The sequence below is a fragment of the Enterovirga sp. GCM10030262 genome, from assembly GCF_042666435.1.
Taxonomy (GTDB): domain Bacteria; phylum Pseudomonadota; class Alphaproteobacteria; order Sphingomonadales; family Sphingomonadaceae; genus Allosphingosinicella.
Map to the genome: position 1 here is coordinate 168,074 of NZ_JBHTDC010000002.1, position 15,025 is coordinate 183,098.

General features: G+C 67.6%; 18 protein-coding genes. 11 read left to right on the top strand and 7 right to left on the bottom strand.

The window, feature by feature from the left end:
• The first annotated feature begins 27 nt into the window (after positions 1-27).
• Complete coding sequence (locus ACFQRC_RS09940) at positions 28-1,089, top strand: NAD(P)-dependent alcohol dehydrogenase (protein ID WP_379960725.1); 1,062 nt, start codon at positions 28-30, stop codon at positions 1,087-1,089.
• Here ACFQRC_RS09940 and ACFQRC_RS09945 read toward each other — a convergent pair.
• From ACFQRC_RS09945 to ACFQRC_RS09960, 4 genes are read right to left on the bottom strand one after another with little or no spacing between them, the layout of a single operon-like run.
• Entirely contained in the window at positions 1,086-2,096 is a 1,011-nt protein-coding gene (locus ACFQRC_RS09945) for a nucleotidyltransferase family protein (protein ID WP_379960727.1), read from the bottom strand. The genes ACFQRC_RS09940 and ACFQRC_RS09945 overlap by 4 nt on opposite strands.
• Complete coding sequence (locus ACFQRC_RS09950) at positions 2,093-2,959, bottom strand: HprK-related kinase A (protein WP_379960729.1); 867 nt, start codon at positions 2,957-2,959, stop codon at positions 2,093-2,095. Before ACFQRC_RS09950 ends, ACFQRC_RS09945 begins: the two co-directional genes overlap by 4 nt.
• Positions 2,956-3,327 (bottom strand): HPr-rel-A system PqqD family peptide chaperone, encoded by a 372-nt coding sequence (locus ACFQRC_RS09955; protein ID WP_379960731.1) that lies wholly within the window; start codon positions 3,325-3,327, stop codon positions 2,956-2,958. Before ACFQRC_RS09955 ends, ACFQRC_RS09950 begins: the two co-directional genes overlap by 4 nt.
• A 16-nt stretch (positions 3,328-3,343) precedes the next feature.
• Positions 3,344-3,748, bottom strand: coding sequence for a hypothetical protein (locus ACFQRC_RS09960; protein ID WP_379960733.1), 405 nt, complete (start codon positions 3,746-3,748; stop codon positions 3,344-3,346).
• A 96-nt stretch (positions 3,749-3,844) separates the two neighbouring features.
• On the opposite strand from ACFQRC_RS09960, the gene ACFQRC_RS09965 reads away from it, so the two are divergent.
• The 10 genes from ACFQRC_RS09965 (at position 3,845) to ACFQRC_RS10010 (ending at position 13,206) form a co-directional block, all read left to right on the top strand.
• Positions 3,845-5,116, top strand: a complete 1,272-nt coding sequence (locus ACFQRC_RS09965) for an ATP-binding protein (RefSeq protein ID WP_379960735.1) — start codon at positions 3,845-3,847, stop codon at positions 5,114-5,116.
• A 20-nt stretch (positions 5,117-5,136) separates the two neighbouring features.
• Positions 5,137-6,183 carry a substrate-binding domain-containing protein gene (locus tag ACFQRC_RS09970; protein ID WP_379960737.1) on the top strand — a complete coding sequence of 349 codons (1,047 nt, stop codon included), beginning with the start codon at positions 5,137-5,139 and terminating at the stop codon, positions 6,181-6,183.
• 124 nt (positions 6,184-6,307) lie between these two features.
• Positions 6,308-7,705 carry a phosphate ABC transporter permease subunit PstC gene (gene pstC / locus ACFQRC_RS09975; protein WP_379960739.1) on the top strand — a complete coding sequence of 466 codons (1,398 nt, stop codon included), beginning with the start codon at positions 6,308-6,310 and terminating at the stop codon, positions 7,703-7,705.
• A complete protein-coding gene (gene pstA, locus ACFQRC_RS09980) occupies positions 7,698-8,957 on the top strand; it encodes a phosphate ABC transporter permease PstA (RefSeq protein ID WP_379960741.1) in 1,260 nt (419 codons plus the stop codon). The genes pstC and pstA overlap by 8 nt, the downstream gene beginning before the upstream one ends.
• A gap of 1 nt (position 8,958) precedes the next feature.
• The gene (gene pstB / locus ACFQRC_RS09985) at positions 8,959-9,768 is read left to right on the top strand and encodes a phosphate ABC transporter ATP-binding protein PstB (protein ID WP_379960743.1); all 810 of its coding nucleotides are present in this window, start codon (positions 8,959-8,961) and stop codon (positions 9,766-9,768) included.
• 13 nt (positions 9,769-9,781) lie between these two features.
• Positions 9,782-10,489 (top strand): phosphate signaling complex protein PhoU, encoded by a 708-nt coding sequence (gene phoU / locus ACFQRC_RS09990; RefSeq protein ID WP_379960745.1) that lies wholly within the window; start codon positions 9,782-9,784, stop codon positions 10,487-10,489.
• Positions 10,482-11,180: a phosphate regulon transcriptional regulator PhoB gene (gene phoB, locus ACFQRC_RS09995; protein WP_379960747.1), complete on the top strand. Its 699-nt coding sequence runs from the start codon at positions 10,482-10,484 to the stop codon at positions 11,178-11,180. The genes phoU and phoB overlap by 8 nt, the downstream gene beginning before the upstream one ends.
• A gap of 159 nt (positions 11,181-11,339) precedes the next feature.
• Positions 11,340-11,519 carry a DUF1328 domain-containing protein gene (locus ACFQRC_RS10000; RefSeq protein ID WP_379960749.1) on the top strand — a complete coding sequence of 60 codons (180 nt, stop codon included), beginning with the start codon at positions 11,340-11,342 and terminating at the stop codon, positions 11,517-11,519.
• A 117-nt stretch (positions 11,520-11,636) separates the two neighbouring features.
• Entirely contained in the window at positions 11,637-11,990 is a 354-nt protein-coding gene (locus tag ACFQRC_RS10005; RefSeq protein WP_379960751.1) for a hypothetical protein, read from the top strand.
• A 133-nt stretch (positions 11,991-12,123) separates the two neighbouring features.
• A complete protein-coding gene (locus ACFQRC_RS10010; RefSeq protein WP_379960753.1) occupies positions 12,124-13,206 on the top strand; it encodes a hypothetical protein in 1,083 nt (360 codons plus the stop codon).
• Between the two features lie 100 nt (positions 13,207-13,306).
• Here the strand turns inward: ACFQRC_RS10010 and ACFQRC_RS10015 are convergent, their stop codons facing one another.
• From ACFQRC_RS10015 to ACFQRC_RS10025, 3 genes are all read right to left on the bottom strand, one after another.
• Positions 13,307-13,651, bottom strand: coding sequence for a DUF2794 domain-containing protein (locus ACFQRC_RS10015; RefSeq protein ID WP_379960755.1), 345 nt, complete (start codon positions 13,649-13,651; stop codon positions 13,307-13,309).
• Complete coding sequence (epsC, locus tag ACFQRC_RS10020) at positions 13,651-14,397, bottom strand: serine O-acetyltransferase EpsC (protein WP_379962417.1); 747 nt, start codon at positions 14,395-14,397, stop codon at positions 13,651-13,653. Before epsC ends, ACFQRC_RS10015 begins: the two co-directional genes overlap by 1 nt.
• A gap of 86 nt (positions 14,398-14,483) precedes the next feature.
• A complete protein-coding gene (locus tag ACFQRC_RS10025) occupies positions 14,484-15,002 on the bottom strand; it encodes a carboxymuconolactone decarboxylase family protein (RefSeq protein WP_379960757.1) in 519 nt (172 codons plus the stop codon).
• Between the last annotated feature and the right edge of the window lie 23 nt (positions 15,003-15,025).

Here is a 15,025-nt window from a genome sequence, read left to right on the forward strand (position 1 = left end):
TCGCAGCGACGAGAGAAAGGAAGCCCCATGTCCACAACCCACGCCTATGCCGTCCAATCGGCGACCAGCCCGTTCGAGCCATTCCGCTTCGACCGGCGCGAGGCCGGCCCGAACGATGTCGCCATCGCCATCCGTTATTGCGGCGTCTGCCATTCCGACCTCCACACCGCGCGGAGCGAATGGGGCGGCACCCGCTACCCCTGCGTTCCCGGGCACGAGATCGTCGGCGAAGTGACGGCGGTGGGCGACGCGGTCAGCCGCTTCAAGACGGGCGACCTCGTCGGCGTGGGCTGCATGGTCGACAGCTGTTTGACCTGCGACGCCTGCCGCGACGGCCTCGAGCAATATTGCGAAGTGGGCTTCACCGGCACCTATAACGGCCCGACCCAGGACACCGGCGACAACACTTATGGCGGCTATTCCGACCGGATCGTCGTCCGCGAGGAGTTCGTCCTCCGCATCCGCCACGGCGAGGAGCGATTGGCGGCGGTCGCGCCTTTGCTGTGCGCCGGCATCACCACCTGGTCGCCGCTTCGTCACTGGAAGGTGGGGCCGGGCAAGAAGGTCGGCATCGTCGGCATCGGCGGGCTCGGCCATATGGGCCTGAAGCTGGCCGACGCGCTCGGCGCCCATGTCGTCGCCTTCACGACCTCGCGGGACAAGGAGCGGGACGCGCTCGCGCTGGGCGCGGACGAAGTGGTGGTCTCGCGCGACGCCGGGGCGATGGAGGCCCATGCCGGCAGCTTCGACTTCATCCTCAACACGGTAGCCGCGCCGCACGATCTCGACGCCTATCTGAGGCTGCTGAAGCGCGATGGCACGATGACCATGGTCGGCGTGCCCGCCGAGCCGCACCCGTCGCCCTCGATCTTCAACCTCGTGCTGAAGCGCCGCAGCCTCGCCGGATCTTTGATAGGCGGCATCGAGGAGACGCAGGAGATGCTCGATTTCTGCGCCGAACACGACATCGTCTCCGACATCGAGATGATCGCGATGCGCGATATCGAAGAGGCTTACGGGCGGATGCTGAAAAGCGATGTCAAGTATCGTTTCGTCATCGACATCGCGACGATCGACGAGAAAGGCTAGCGGCTCGCCTTGACGAGCAGGTGCCGCGCCAGCATCAGCGGCGGCATCCTCAGCCAGTGCGAGCGGATGTAGAAAGCGAGACGCAGACCCTTGCGCGTCCCCTGCCCCCAGCCGTTGCGGGCGAGCAGGCGGGCCGCGAAGAGCCGATCGGCGAGCGAGCCTTTACCGGCCAGCGCCCGATCGACCGGCGTGTCGTAGAAGCGCCGCGCCAGGCGCAACGCGCGGGAGACTTCTCGCCTCAGCCCGTGCCGCTTGGCGCGGTCGGCGAGGCGCGACCAGAATCCGATCTCGTCGCCGAAGGCGCGCAGCAGCCGGTCGATGTCCCAGAGGTTGCGGAGGCCGCCCGCGAGGTCGCCGTCCGCGAAGAGATGGCAGGCGGCGTGGACGATCATGTCTTCCGGCGCGAGGACACGCAGCCCGTTCGGCAGCGCGACACTGTCGGCGATCATCGCGCCGGCGTCCGGTTTCGGGCGGGCGGTCAGCGGCAGGATGGTGTGGTGGACGTCGATCATGCGATCGCGCTCGCGGTGGATGAGCGGCGGCAGCTCGTGCATCCAGCGACGGTAATAGAGGTCGTCATAGGCATCCGGCTTCACCCATTCCCAACCGGCGGCGAGGAGCGCGTCCTGGACGGCGTCGAGGTCGGCGCGCGGGACCAGGATGTCGAGGTCGCCGATCGAGCGCCCCTGCCCCGCCGACAGGCCGGCGGCGGCATAAGCGGTGCCCTTGAGCAGGATGACGGGCACGCCCAGAGGCGCCAGCGCGCGGCGCGCCATCTCTGCCTCCCACAAAGCCTGGGTGCGGGCGAAATCGTGATCGCGCCGCGCATCGCCGAGAAGGCGCCCAATTTCGGCCGGGACGGACAGGCCCGCCAGCCGGTGCGCGAGCGCGCCCAACAGCGATTCCGCGCGGGCGACGGAGATCAGCGCCGTCCATCGGCGGTTGTCGAGGCCCACGGCGCTCGCGGGATCGCGCAACGCTTGCAGCAAAAGGCGCGCGTCGCTCATCCAAGCTCGCCCCACAGCCGGTCGACCAAGGCGAGCGCCGCTTCCGTGTCGGGATAATCGATCGCGTGCGCCGGCGCGGCGTCGATCAGGCCGGTCAGCGCGGTGAACCCGCGCTCGCCCAACGCGACATAATTGGTCGAGGCCTGGGTCAGCCGGACGAACACCTCCGCCGCGCCGACCGGCCTCACGGCGGCGTCGAGATCAGCGCCGAAGCGGGGAAAGAGGATCAGGGCCGGCCGCGCGCTCTCGCCCATCCGGGCGATAGCGTCGGCCTGCGGGCGCAGGTGGCGGATCGCGCCCTTCGGCGTCCCCTGAAGGAGCGGCCCGAGCCGGGTCTCGTCGGCGATGCCGGCGACCAACGAGATCGCGCCGTTCTTGAGGCTGATCGCACGCGGAAAGGCGTGGAGGCTGCCGTCGTCGGGATCAAGAAGCGCGAATTCGTCGCCCATCAGCCGCCAGCCGCGTTCGCCGAGGATCGCCGCCAGCGTGGACTTGCCCGAGCCGGAATGGCCGGTCATCAGCAGCGCCCGCCCGTCCTTCTCGACGGTGGAGGCGTGGAGCAGCAGATAGTGTTTGTGGCCGAGCGCCATCTGCAGATTCATGCCCATCTCGGCGGCGAGCAGCCCCAGAGGGAGCGGGAGCGGCGCCGCGTCGGGCAGGACGAAATCGCCCCTTATGGCGACCGACGGCCGCAGCCAGCGCCGCCATGGCTTCTCCGCTTCGAGCCGAACCGTGAAGTCGCAGGCGCCCTCCGGCGTCGGATATCCCGCGTAGAGGCGGCGCAAGGCGGCGATCGGCTCCGGCCAGTCCGAACCGACGCGGAAGGCCGTCGGGCCGACTTGGAGACCGAGTGAATGCCTCATGCGGCCCGACTTGCGCTCATGGTATCCGGCGAAAGCCGGGATCCGGCGCGGCTCCCCTCCTGGGCCCCGGTTTTCGCCGGGGAACGAGAGTCTGAGTCCATACTGCGGACGAGACCGGCCGCCTCGAGTTCGTCGAGCCGCGCCTGGAGCGCGCCCGCGTCGCCTTCCAGGTCGAACGCCCAGGCCATGCGGACCAGGATTTCAGCGATATCCGCCGGATTGTCCGCGATCGCATCGAGGATTTGCGGTGCCGGAGGAGCGAGGATGTGGGTCATTCCCGAGGGGATGTGAAAGAAGGCGGTCAGCCCATCCAGCTCCGCGCGGCGGAACAGGCCGGCCGGATCGGCGATATAAAGGGGACCGGCCATTCCGGCCCGCCTCCCGTCAGCGCGGCATCTGCAGCGAGGCGTAGCAGGTGAAGCCGCTCATCCCCGCCTGCAGACGGCGAATATAATTTGCATAAGCCTGGGCGGCCTCGGAATCGACGCCCGTCGGCGTGCCCCCGCGCAGCAGGACCTTCGCCTGCTCGCCGGTGATGACGCGCGTTGCCGGCGGGAAGGAGCCGGGCGTGCCGGGCGCCACCAGGGTGCCGTCGGCCGCGATATACTGGCCCGCGGCCTCGGGCGCGGGTACCGGTATCTCGCAGGTGATGAGCGAGCCGGCGGTCTGGGCGAGCGCCGGCCTGATGGTCACCACGGTCGACGCCGCGGCGGCGCCGAGCGCAAGCACGATCCGGCGGCTCGGCTGGGGCTCGGCGGCGGCCGGCCCGGATTCCTCGAAGTCGCTCATCGCCTCTGCATAAAGCCTCTCTTCTTTCATAAGCGTAAAGCCCCCCGGATGCGAGCGGTGGCGCGGCCGGAACGATCCCGTTAAGGGACACGTCCCATGGCATTCCATCGGCTCTTGCGCATACTGGCGGCGGCGACGGCGGCGGGCATCGGGATCGCCGCCGCCGTGACTTCGGGCGCGCCCGCGACCGCCGCCTTGATCGCCGTCTTCGCCGGCGCGATCGCCGCCGGCCTGCTGGTCGTGCCCGGCAAGGCGGTGCCGCCGGCCGAGCCCCCGACCGAGACCGGCGCGGCGACCGTCCTGCCGCGGACGAGCGAAGTTGCCGACGCCGTCGAGGATCCGGTGATGATCGTGCGCGAGCGGCGGGTGCTGTTCGCCAACCAGGCCGCCAAGGCGCTGCTCGGCGGGCATATCGAGGGCGTCGACATCCGCCTCGCCATACGCCACCCGGCTGCTTCGGAACGGCTGATCGGCGATGATGCGAGCGCGGTCAGCCGGACCGAGCTGGTCGGGCTCGTCGACCGCGACCGACGCTGGGAGATGATCGTCTCGCTGCTGCCCGACGGCAGCCGCCTGGTCCGCCTCAAGGACCGCAGCGAGGCCCACGCGTCAGAGCAGATGCGGGTCGATTTCGTTGCCAATGCCAGCCACGAACTGCGCACGCCGCTGACCACCCTGATCGGCTTTTCGGAGACGCTGCAGGATGACGACACGGCCGACGAGGCGACGCGCAAGCGCTTTCTCAAGATCATGGAGGACGAGGCGCGGCGGATGCAGCAACTGGTCGACGACCTCATCTCGCTGTCGCGCATCGAGGCCGAAAGGTTCAGCGTGCCGACCGAGCCCGTTCCGCTGCTGCCGCTGGTCGAGGAGGTGCGGGAGGGCTGCGGCCAGCTGATCGCGCAAAAGGAGAGCCGGATCGTAGTCGAACACGGCGACGCCGATCCCGTCGTACCCGGAGACCGATCGCAATTGCTCCAGCTGCTGCGCAACCTGATCGTCAATGCGCTCAAATACGGGCGGACGGGAGAGGATGTGACGATCCGGTTCGAGGAGGCCGGGCCGGACATGATCCGCATCAGCGTCATCGACCGAGGCGACGGCATCGCGCCCGAGCACCTTCCCAGGCTTACCGAGCGCTTCTACCGCGTCGATCCGGGCCGGAGCCGGTCGATGGGCGGCACCGGGCTCGGTCTCGCCATCGTCAAGCACATTGTCGGCCGGCACCGGGGACGGCTCGATATCGCGAGCGCGCCGGGCGAAGGCAGCCGCTTCAGCGTCTACCTGCCGTCACTGTCATCAAAGAGTCACGCAACCGTCACAGAAGTCACGCGTATCAGTCCTAGTGAACTGCCCGACGCCGATTAAGGCGGTCAATGGAGGCACAATTGAAAAAGTCGATATTCCTCGCCGCCGTGGCGGCTCTGGCGCTCGCCGGCTGCGGCCAGAGCGGCGCGGGCGGTGAAGCCGGCGCGCGCTCGCAGATCCGCGTCGTCGGCTCGTCCACCGTCTATCCCTTCACCACCGCGGTCGTCGAGCGCTTCGCACAGGCCAATCCGACCTTCGGCGCTCCGATCGTCGAATCGACCGGCACGGGCGCGGGCATGAAATTGTTCTGCGCCGGCGTCGGCGCCCAGCACCCCGACGTCAGCAACGCCTCGCGCCGGATGAAGGCGTCCGAGCTCGCCGACTGCAAGGCGAACGGCGTCAACCAGGTGATCGAGATCCCGGTCGGGATCGACGGCCTCGCCTTCATCCAGGCCAATGGCGCCGAGCCGATCCCGCTGACATTGGAGGATGTCTACGAAGCGATCGCGGCGACGCCTTATGGCGAGCCCAACGCCGCGAAGACCTGGCAAGACGTGAATCCGGAACTGCCGGCCATCGCCATCAAGGTCTATGGCCCGCCGCCGACCTCGGGCACGCGCGACGCGCTCGCCGAAATGATCCTCGAGAAAGGCTGCACCACCAATGCGGAGATGAAGGCGCTTAAGGAGAGCGACGAGGACCGCTACAAGGAAGTCTGCACCAAGGTTCGCGAGGACGGCGTCTATGTCGAGACCGGCGAGAACGACAATCTCCTCGTCCAGAAGGTCGCCGCCAATCCCGGCTCGGTGGGCATCATGGGCTACAGCTTCCTCGAGGAGAATGCGGACAAGGTGCGCGGCCTCACCTTGGGCGGCGTCGCGCCGACCTACGAGACCATCTCCTCGTTCGATTATGCCGGCGCCCGTCCGCTCTACATCTATGTGAAGGGCGAGCATGTCGCGGCCATTCCGGGCCTCAAGGAGTTCCTCGCCGAATATGTCTCGGCCTGGGGCGACGACGGCTATCTGGTCGAGCGCGGGCTGATCGCCTCGCCGGCTGATGTCCAGGCCTCCGCGGCCGCCGCGGCGACTTCGCTGACCCCGGTCGCGGCCGGCGAGCTGAAGTGAAGTGAGGCTGCGCGCCGCATCCATGCTGTGCCCCGGCGAAAACCGGGGTCCAGACGGACTCAACAACTGTTCCCCGGCTTTCGCCGGGGAACAGCGGCGCGTGCGCGGTTAAGGGAACTCGATCTTGTCGCTGTTCGCGATCGTCTTTTTGATCCTGGGACTGGGCCTGGTGGCCTGGCTCAGCGCCCGCGCCAAGGCGGCGGCGTTCGCGGCGCCGGGCCGGGCGGCGGGCGGCGCGCGCGCGCATTCGCTGCCCGCTTATCACGGCTGGTATGTCGCTTTGTGGGCGCTCGTTCCGGCGCTGATCTTCCTGACGGTGTGGAGCTCGGTTTCCGGCGGCCTCGTCACCCAGGCCGTGCTCGACAGCCCCGCCGCCGCCTCGCTCCCGCAACTGCCGATGCAGCGCGCCTCGATCCTGAGCGAGGCCCAAGCCCTCGCCGGCGGCAATCTCCAGGTCGCCTTCAACCCCGAAGCGAAGGCGCTCGCCCCTCTCTATGCCGAGGCTTCGAACCATTATGCGCTGATCGGCGGCGCGGCGGCGATGCTGCTTGCCTTCGCCGGCGGCGCCTTCGCTTATTCCCGCGTCTCGCCCCAGTTCCGCGCCCGCACCCGGGTCGAGCGGCTGGTCATGGGCCTGCTGCTCATCGCCTCGCTGATCGCGATCCTGACGACGCTCGGCATCGTCCTGTCGCTCTTGTTCGAGAGCCTGCGCTTCTTCAGCATGGTCTCGCCGATCGAGTTCCTGTTCGGCTCGAGCTGGAGCCCGCAGACCGCCATCCGCGCCGATCAGGCCGGATCGTCGGGCGCGTTCGGCGCGATTCCCTTATTCTGGGGAACGATCTTCATCGGCGCCATCATCGCCATGATCGTCGCCATCCCGCTCGGACTGATGAGCGCCATCTATCTGACGCAATATGCCAATCCCAAGGTGCGCGCCTGGATGAAGCCGACGCTCGAGATGCTCGCCGGCGTCCCGACCGTCGTCTACGGCTATTTCGCCGCCCTCACCATCGCTCCCGCGATCCGCGATTTCGCGGTGACGGTCGGCATTCCCGGCGCGTCTTCCGAATCGGCGCTCGCCGCCGGTCTCGTCATGGGCATCATGATCATCCCCTTCGTCTCGTCGATGGCCGACGATTCGATCAACGCGGTGCCGGACGCGATGCGCGACGGCAGCTTGGCGATGGGCGCCACCAAATCGGAGACGATCAAGAAGGTGCTCGTCCCGGCCGCGCTCCCCGGCGTGGTCGGCGGCGTCCTCCTCGCGGTGTCCAGGGCGATCGGAGAGACCATGATCGTGGTGATGGCCGCCGGCCTCGCCGCCAATCTGACGGCCAACCCCTTCGCCAGCGTCACGACCGTCACGACCCAGATCGTGCAGCTGCTGACCGGCGATCAGGAGTTCGACAGCGCCAAGACGCTCGCCGCCTTCGCATTGGGTCTGGTGCTGTTCGTCGTCACCCTTTTGCTCAACATCGTCGCGTTGCGCGTGGTGAAGAAATATCGCGAAGCCTATGACTGACATCGCCCGCGCGCCCACCGACTGGAACAGTCAAGCCATGCAGCGGCGCATCCGGAAGCGCTATGCGGCCGAGCGGCGCTTCCGCCTGATCGGGCTCGGCGCGATCCTGCTGTCGGCCGCCTTCCTTGCTTTCCTGCTCGTGACGATGGTCGCGAACGGCGCGCGCGGCTTCACCCAGACCGAGGTGAGGCTCGACATCGATTTTCCCGCCAGCGACCTGTTCATCGATCCCGCGACGCTTCAAGGCTTCGGCGCCGACGCCGCGCTGGCCGGCGCCGACCTGGACGGGACGATGCGCGCGGCGGCCCGCCAGCGTTATGACGGGATGGCCGACGGCATGCTTTCGGATGCGGCCTGGCTGAGAGTACGCGAGAGGATCAAGGAGGACCCGTCGATCCTCGGCGGCACCGCCACCTTCTGGCTCCCCGCTTCCGACGAGCTCGACGTCGCCGCCAAGGGCGACGGGGCGCCCGAGGCCGAGGCGGTCCACGCCCGTCTCGAAGCCGCCGACGCCGTCCGGACCGGCTTCAACATGCGCTTCCTCACCGGCGCCGACGCCACCGACCCGACCGTGGTCGGCATCTGGGGCGCGTTCAAAGGCTCGTTGCTGACGATGCTGGTGACGCTTGCTTTGGCCTTTCCGGTCGGCGTGCTCTCGGCCGTCTATCTCGAGGAATATGCGCCCAGGAACCGCTGGACCGACATGATCGAGGTATCGATCAACAATTTGGCGGCGGTGCCCTCGATCATCTTCGGGCTGCTGGGGCTCGCCGTATTCCTCAATTTCATGCACCTGCCGCGCTCGGCGCCCTTGGTCGGCGGTCTCGTGCTGGCGCTGATGACCATGCCCGTCATCGTCATCGCCGGCCGCAACGCGATCAAGTCCGTACCGCCCTCGATCCGCGACGCCGCCCTCGGCATAGGCGCGAGCCGAATTCAGGTGGTGTTCCACCATGTGCTGCCGCTGGCGCTGCCCGGCATCCTCACCGGCACGATCATCGGCATGGCCCGCGCGCTGGGCGAGACGGCGCCCTTGCTGATGATCGGCATGCGCGCCTTCATCGCCTCGCCGCCGGGCGGCATCACCGATCCCGCGACGGTGCTGCCGGTGCAGATCTACCTCTGGTCGGACGAGGTCAGCCGCGGCTTCGTCGAGAAGACGAGCGCCGCGATCATCGTCCTCCTCGTCTTCCTGCTCGCCATGAACGGCCTCGCTATCTATCTCCGCAACAAATTCGAACGGCGCTGGTGAAATGATGAACGACACGAAGATCCAGGCCTCCGCCCCCGTCATAGCCGCCGAACCGGCGCCCAAGATGACGGCCCGCGACGTGAGCGTCTTCTATGGCGACAAGCAGGCGATCGATTCCGTCTCGATCGACATCGGCCAGGAGAATGTCACCGCCTTCATCGGCCCCTCGGGCTGCGGCAAATCGACCTTCCTGCGCACCTTGAACCGGATGAACGACACCATCCCCAGCGCCCGCGTCGAAGGCTGCATCGAGCTCGATGGCGAGGATATCTACGCCTCATCGATGGACGTGGTGCAGCTCCGCGCTCGCGTAGGCATGGTGTTCCAGAAGCCCAATCCCTTCCCCAAATCGATCTACGAGAATGTCGCCTACGGTCCGCGCATCCACGGCCTCGCCGCCGGCAAGGCCGAGATGGACCGGGTGGTCGAGAAGTCGCTGAAGCGGGCGGGCCTATGGGAAGAGGTCAAGGATCGCCTGCAGGACAGCGGCACCGCGCTCTCCGGAGGCCAGCAGCAGCGCCTCTGCATCGCCCGCGCCATCGCCGTCGATCCCGAAGTGATCCTGATGGACGAGCCGTGTTCGGCGCTCGATCCGATCGCCACCGCCAGGATCGAGGAGCTGATCCACGATCTTCGCGGCCGCTACGCGATCGTCATCGTCACGCACAATATGCAGCAGGCCGCACGCGTCTCGCAGCGCACCGCTTTCTTCCACCTCGGCAACCTCGTCGAATATGGCGAGACATCGGAGATTTTCACCAATCCGCGCCAGACGCGCACCAAGGATTACATCACCGGCCGCTATGGCTGAGAAGGATCAACGCATGGGAACCAGCGCACATACGGTCAAAGCCTTCGACCAGGATCTGGACCAGCTCCGCGCCTCGATCGCGCAGATGGGCGGACTTGCCGAAGCCGCCATCGCCGACTCGATGCGCGCGCTGATGCAGCGCGATATCGAGACGGCCAATCGCGTGATCGCCGACGACAGGAAGATCGACGCGCTGGAGGCCGAGGTCGAGCGCAACGCGGTCCAACTCATCGCGCTCCGGGCTCCGATGGCGGACGATCTGCGCGAGGTCGTCGCCGCCTTGAAGATCGCCGGCGTCGTGGAGCGGATCGGCGATTATGCCAAGAACATCGCCAAGCGCGTCCACCTGATCGAGCATTCGCGGGATCTGGGGCCGATGGCGCTGCTGCCCGAAATGGCGCGCATCGTCGGCGAGATGGTCCACAACGTCCTCGACGCCTTCGCTGCCCGTGACTTCGCCAAGGCGGAGGCGGTGTGCGAGCGCGACCAGGCCGTGGACAATTTCTACAACAGCATCTTCCGCACCCTCCTCACCTTCATGATGGAGAATTCGCAGAACATCACAGCCGCTACCCACCTTTTGTTCGTCGCCAAGAATCTGGAGCGGATGGGGGATCACGCGACCAATGTCGCCGAGATGGTCTATTTCGCCGCCACCGGCCAGCACATGGCCGAACGCACCAAGGGCGGGGACATGGCAAGCGACCAGGCCGATGGCTAAGGGCCGCATCCTCCTCGTCGAGGACGACAGCGCGCTCGCCGAGCTGCTGGTCTTCAACCTGCGGCGCGAGGAATTCGAGGTTCGGCACACCGCCGACGGCGAGGAAGCTCTCCTCCTCGCGCAGGAGAATCCGCCCGACCTCGTCCTGCTCGACTGGATGATCGAGGGCGTCTCCGGCATCGAGGTCTGCCGGCGCCTGCGCCGCCGCGCCGAGACCGCCAACGTGCCGATCATCATGCTCACCGCGCGCGGCGAGGAGGCCGACCGCATCCGCGGCCTGGAGACCGGCGCCGACGATTATATCACCAAGCCATTCTCACCGCGCGAGCTGGTCGCCCGCGTCGGCGCGGTCCTCCGCCGCGTCCGGCCCGCGCTCGCTGGAGAGCAATTGCGCTACGCCGATCTCGAGATGGACATCGTCTCCCACAAGGTGCGGCGCGACGGCGTCACGATCGCGCTCGGGCCGACGGAATTCCGCCTGCTCCGCCACTTCCTGGAGCATCCCGGCCGCGTCTTCTCGCGCGAGCGGCTGCTCGACAATGTCTGGGGCCATGACAGCGACATCGAGCCGCGCACCGTCGATGTCCACATCCGCCGTCTCCGCAAGGCGATCAACGAAGGTGGCCGCGCCGACATCATCCGCACCGTCCGCTCGGCCGGCTACGCGCTCGACAGCGACGGCCGGAGCTAGAGCGCTTTTGAGCTGGCTGGAACAGCCAGCGGCTCGGAAAACGCGGGTCGTAGGACCTGGAGCGATTCGACCTTGGTCGGACTCGCTCTAGCCAGGCGCCTGTCGGGAACTCGCCACGCGATCGGCCCGTTCAACTCCCGTAATGACAAGGAGTCGAACATGCTCAAGCTGGCAGCCATCTTCGCCGTAATCGCGCTTGTCGCAGCGATATTCGGATTCGGCGGGATCGCCGGAGTCTCCGCCGACATCGCCATCTTCCTGTTCATCGCGGCGCTCGTCATCTTCGCGATATTCCTCGTGCTCGGCATCATGGGCGCGAAAAAGATCGCGGGCAAATAGCCGTCGTGGCGCCCGATCGTATCGGCCGTGGATATAATCCGCGGGAAAGTCGTTCAGGGTCCGTAATGGGGCATCGACCAGCAGCGGAGCGGGGCTGCCGGGCATGAGGAGTTTGCCATGAAGACCATCTTGTTCGCCGCCGCTTTGTCGTTCAGCGGCATCGCGCTGGCCCAGGCCGCCGACACCACCGGCGAGGCGACCGAGCCGACCACCTCGCAGACCGTGGCCCCGGGCAACGCCGCGCCGGAGCGCGACGCGCGCGGCATCCCGGTCGTGTCCGATCCGGCGATGGCACCGGCCGGAGCCAACGAGCCGGTCAGCGTCACCCCCGGCGCCACCGTCGTGCCGAACCCGAACCAGAGCGCGGCCTTCGCCTCGCAGCCCGCCGCCGAAGATTATCCGGCCTGCTCGCGCACGGTCACCGATAATTGCGTGCAGGCCTATGAGCGCGGCGTCGGCAATCCCGATTGATCGCATCCGACCGAGGCGGGCGGGGCGCCCCGGCGCCCCGCCCCGCACACCGCTCCGGTCCTTTTTGGCAAAATGGTGTATTGCGTATATAATACACTCGTGCTAGGTCGCCCGCCGAGGGAGGATCCGGACCATGTATAGTGAAAGCGATCTCGAGGCGGCGGTGGCCGCAGGCGCCCTGTCGCCGCAGGCGGCCGACGCGTTGCGAAGCCATGTCGCGGCTCAGCGCACGACGCCGGCCGTCGACGAGGAGCATTTCCGGCTGTTGACCGGCTTCAACGACATCTTCGTCGCCATCGCGGCGGCGATCCTGCTCGTGGCGGTAAGCTGGATCGGCAACGATCTGCCACCCCATATCGACTATAATGGCCCCTCCCCCTTCGCCGGCCTGTTCGTCGCCGGCACCGCCTGGGGCCTGGCCGAATTTTTCACCCGCAAGCGGCGCATGGCCCTGCCCAGCATCGTCCTGCTCCTGGCTTTCGTCGGCGGCACCTTCGCCGCCTCGGGCGTCGCGCTGGCGCTCGCCATCGGCGAAAGGACGCTCGACAATAATGGCCCGGTAGCAGCCCTGGTCGCGGCCACGGCGGCGGCGACCGCCACGGCCGCCGCCTGGGCGCACTGGCGGCGGTTCCGCGTGCCAATCACCATCGCCGCCGGCGCGGCGGCGGCCGTCGGGGTCGTTCTCGGCCTGATCGCCTTCGCCGTCGGCGACACGACAAGCCTGCGCGACATATTGCTCGGCTTCGCGCTCCTGCTCGGAATCGGGGTGTTCCTGTTCGCGATGTGGTGGGATGCGTCCGACCCCAATCGCCAGACCCGCCGGTCCGACGTCGCCTTCTGGCTGCACCTGCTCGCGGCGCCGCTCATCGTCCATCCGATCTTTTCCTTGCTCGGCCTGACCGACGGGTCGGCGACGGCGGGCGAAGCGGTGGTCGTGCTCGGGGTCTATGTCGCGTTCGGCCTCACCGCTCTGGCGATCGACCGCCGCGCCCTGCTCGTCTCGGCCCTCGCCTACGTCCTGTGGGCGTTGACCGACCTGTTCGAGCGGTTCGGCGCGGTCGAACTGAGCTTCGCCTTCACCGCCTTCATCATCGGCTCGGCCCTGCTCCTGCTCTCCGCTTTCTGGCACAATGCCCGGCGAGCGGTGGTGCGGCCGCTGCCCCAGGGCCTGCGCGCCAAGCTGCCGGGGGTGGACCGGACAATCGTCTCGGCCTGACCCCCCACTCGTCATTGCGAGCGAAGCGAAGCAATCCAGACGGCGTAAGGCTGGATTGCTTCGCCAGGCTCGCAATGACGGCTGTTTCGACGCCGGCGACTTATCCCGCGACCAGCTTCACGAGGCGGCGCTCGATCGGCGCGAGGACGGGACCCAGTTCGTGGCCCCGCTTGAGCACCATGCCATGCTCGCCGATCAGCGCCCATTGCCCCTGCCGGCCGCGCAAGGCGGGGCGCTTCTCAATCTTGATCTCGGGATTCTCGGCGGTGCGGCGGAAAGCCCAGAAGGCCGCATGGTCGCGGCCGAATTCGATCGCATAATCCTTCCACAGGCCCGCCGCGACCATGCGGCCATAGAGTTCGACGATGCGGGAAAGTTCGATCCGGTCGAACCCGGTCTGGGAGGCCTCACCCTCCCGCGCGGGAAAAGGGTGGACGGTCCCCATCAGGCCCGATCGCGCTCCCGCCGGTCATTTTCGGTGGCGCCGCGCGCCCGCCCCCGCCGTTCGGGGGCCTTGCTCCCGGCGCCGTCGCGCTCGGCGGTCAGTTCGGCGACTTTCTTGTTCAACAGCTCGACCTCACGCCGCAATATGTCCAGCTTTTGCGCCCCGGCGTCAAATGTTTCGTTGCACGGCGTGCCGTAGGGCAGGAATTCGCAGGAAGGATGCTGGGCGGCGTCGACGAGGGTCGAGCGGGCCGGAATGCCGACCATGGTCGCGCCTTCGGGCACGTCCCGCGTGACCACGGCATTGGCGCCGATCCGCGCGCTCGCGCCGACATGGATCGGCCCCAGCACCTGCGCGCCCGAGCCGATGATGACGCCGTCGCCGATCGTCGGGTGGCGCTTGCCGGGCTCGCCGCCGGACGGGTTGGTCCCGCCCAGGGTGACGTTCTGGTAGATGGTGACGTCGTCGCCGATCTCGCTGCTCTCGCCGATCACGGTGAAGCCGTGGTCGATGAAGAAATGACGGCCGATCACCGCGCCGGGATGGATGTCGATCGCGGTCAGGAAGCGCGACAGATGGTTGACGAAGCGGGCCATGAAATAAAGCTCGCCCCGGAACAGCCAGTGCGCGATCCGGTGCAGCCCCAGCGCCAGCACGCCGGGATAGAGCAATATCTCCCAGCGCGAGCGCGGCGCCGGATCGCGCGCCTTCACCGAATCCAGATATCCGATCAGCCCCGCAAACATAGGCACTACCCACTCTTTTGACGTCGCCAGAAGAGATAGGACGGCTCCGGGGCAATTTCCAGCGGCGATCCGGCTCCGGCCGAGCCTCAGAGCGTCGCGTGGACCGTCGCGACCGCCTTCATGACCGCGCCGATGCGGGCGCCGGCCTGGATCGCCTCGGCGTTGACGCCGTGGCTCTTGAGCACCTTTTCGTGGCTGTCGATGCACATGCCGCAGCCGTTCATCGCGCTGACCGCCAGGCTGAACAGTTCGAAATCGGCCTTGTCGATACCCGGGTGGCCGAGCGCGTTCATCCTGAGCTTGGCCGGCATCGTGCCATATTCCGGGTTCGAGGCGAGGTGGACGAAGCGGTAATAGACGTTGTTCATCGCCATCACGGCGGCAGCGGCGCGGGCGGCGTTGGCGGCCTCGTCCGACAGCTTGCCTTCGACCTCGGCCTCGGCGGCGTCGACGATCGGCTTGTAGCCAGTGCCGTGGGCGCAGGCGAGCAGGAGGCCGTATTTGCGCTGGTCGCCCAGAATCTGGTCGCCGAGCAGTGAACCGATGTTGAGGCGGAGGTCCTTGGCGTAATCCGGCAGGGAATCGGCGAAATCCTTGAGCGACATGGTGGCTATCCTTCGATTGTCCG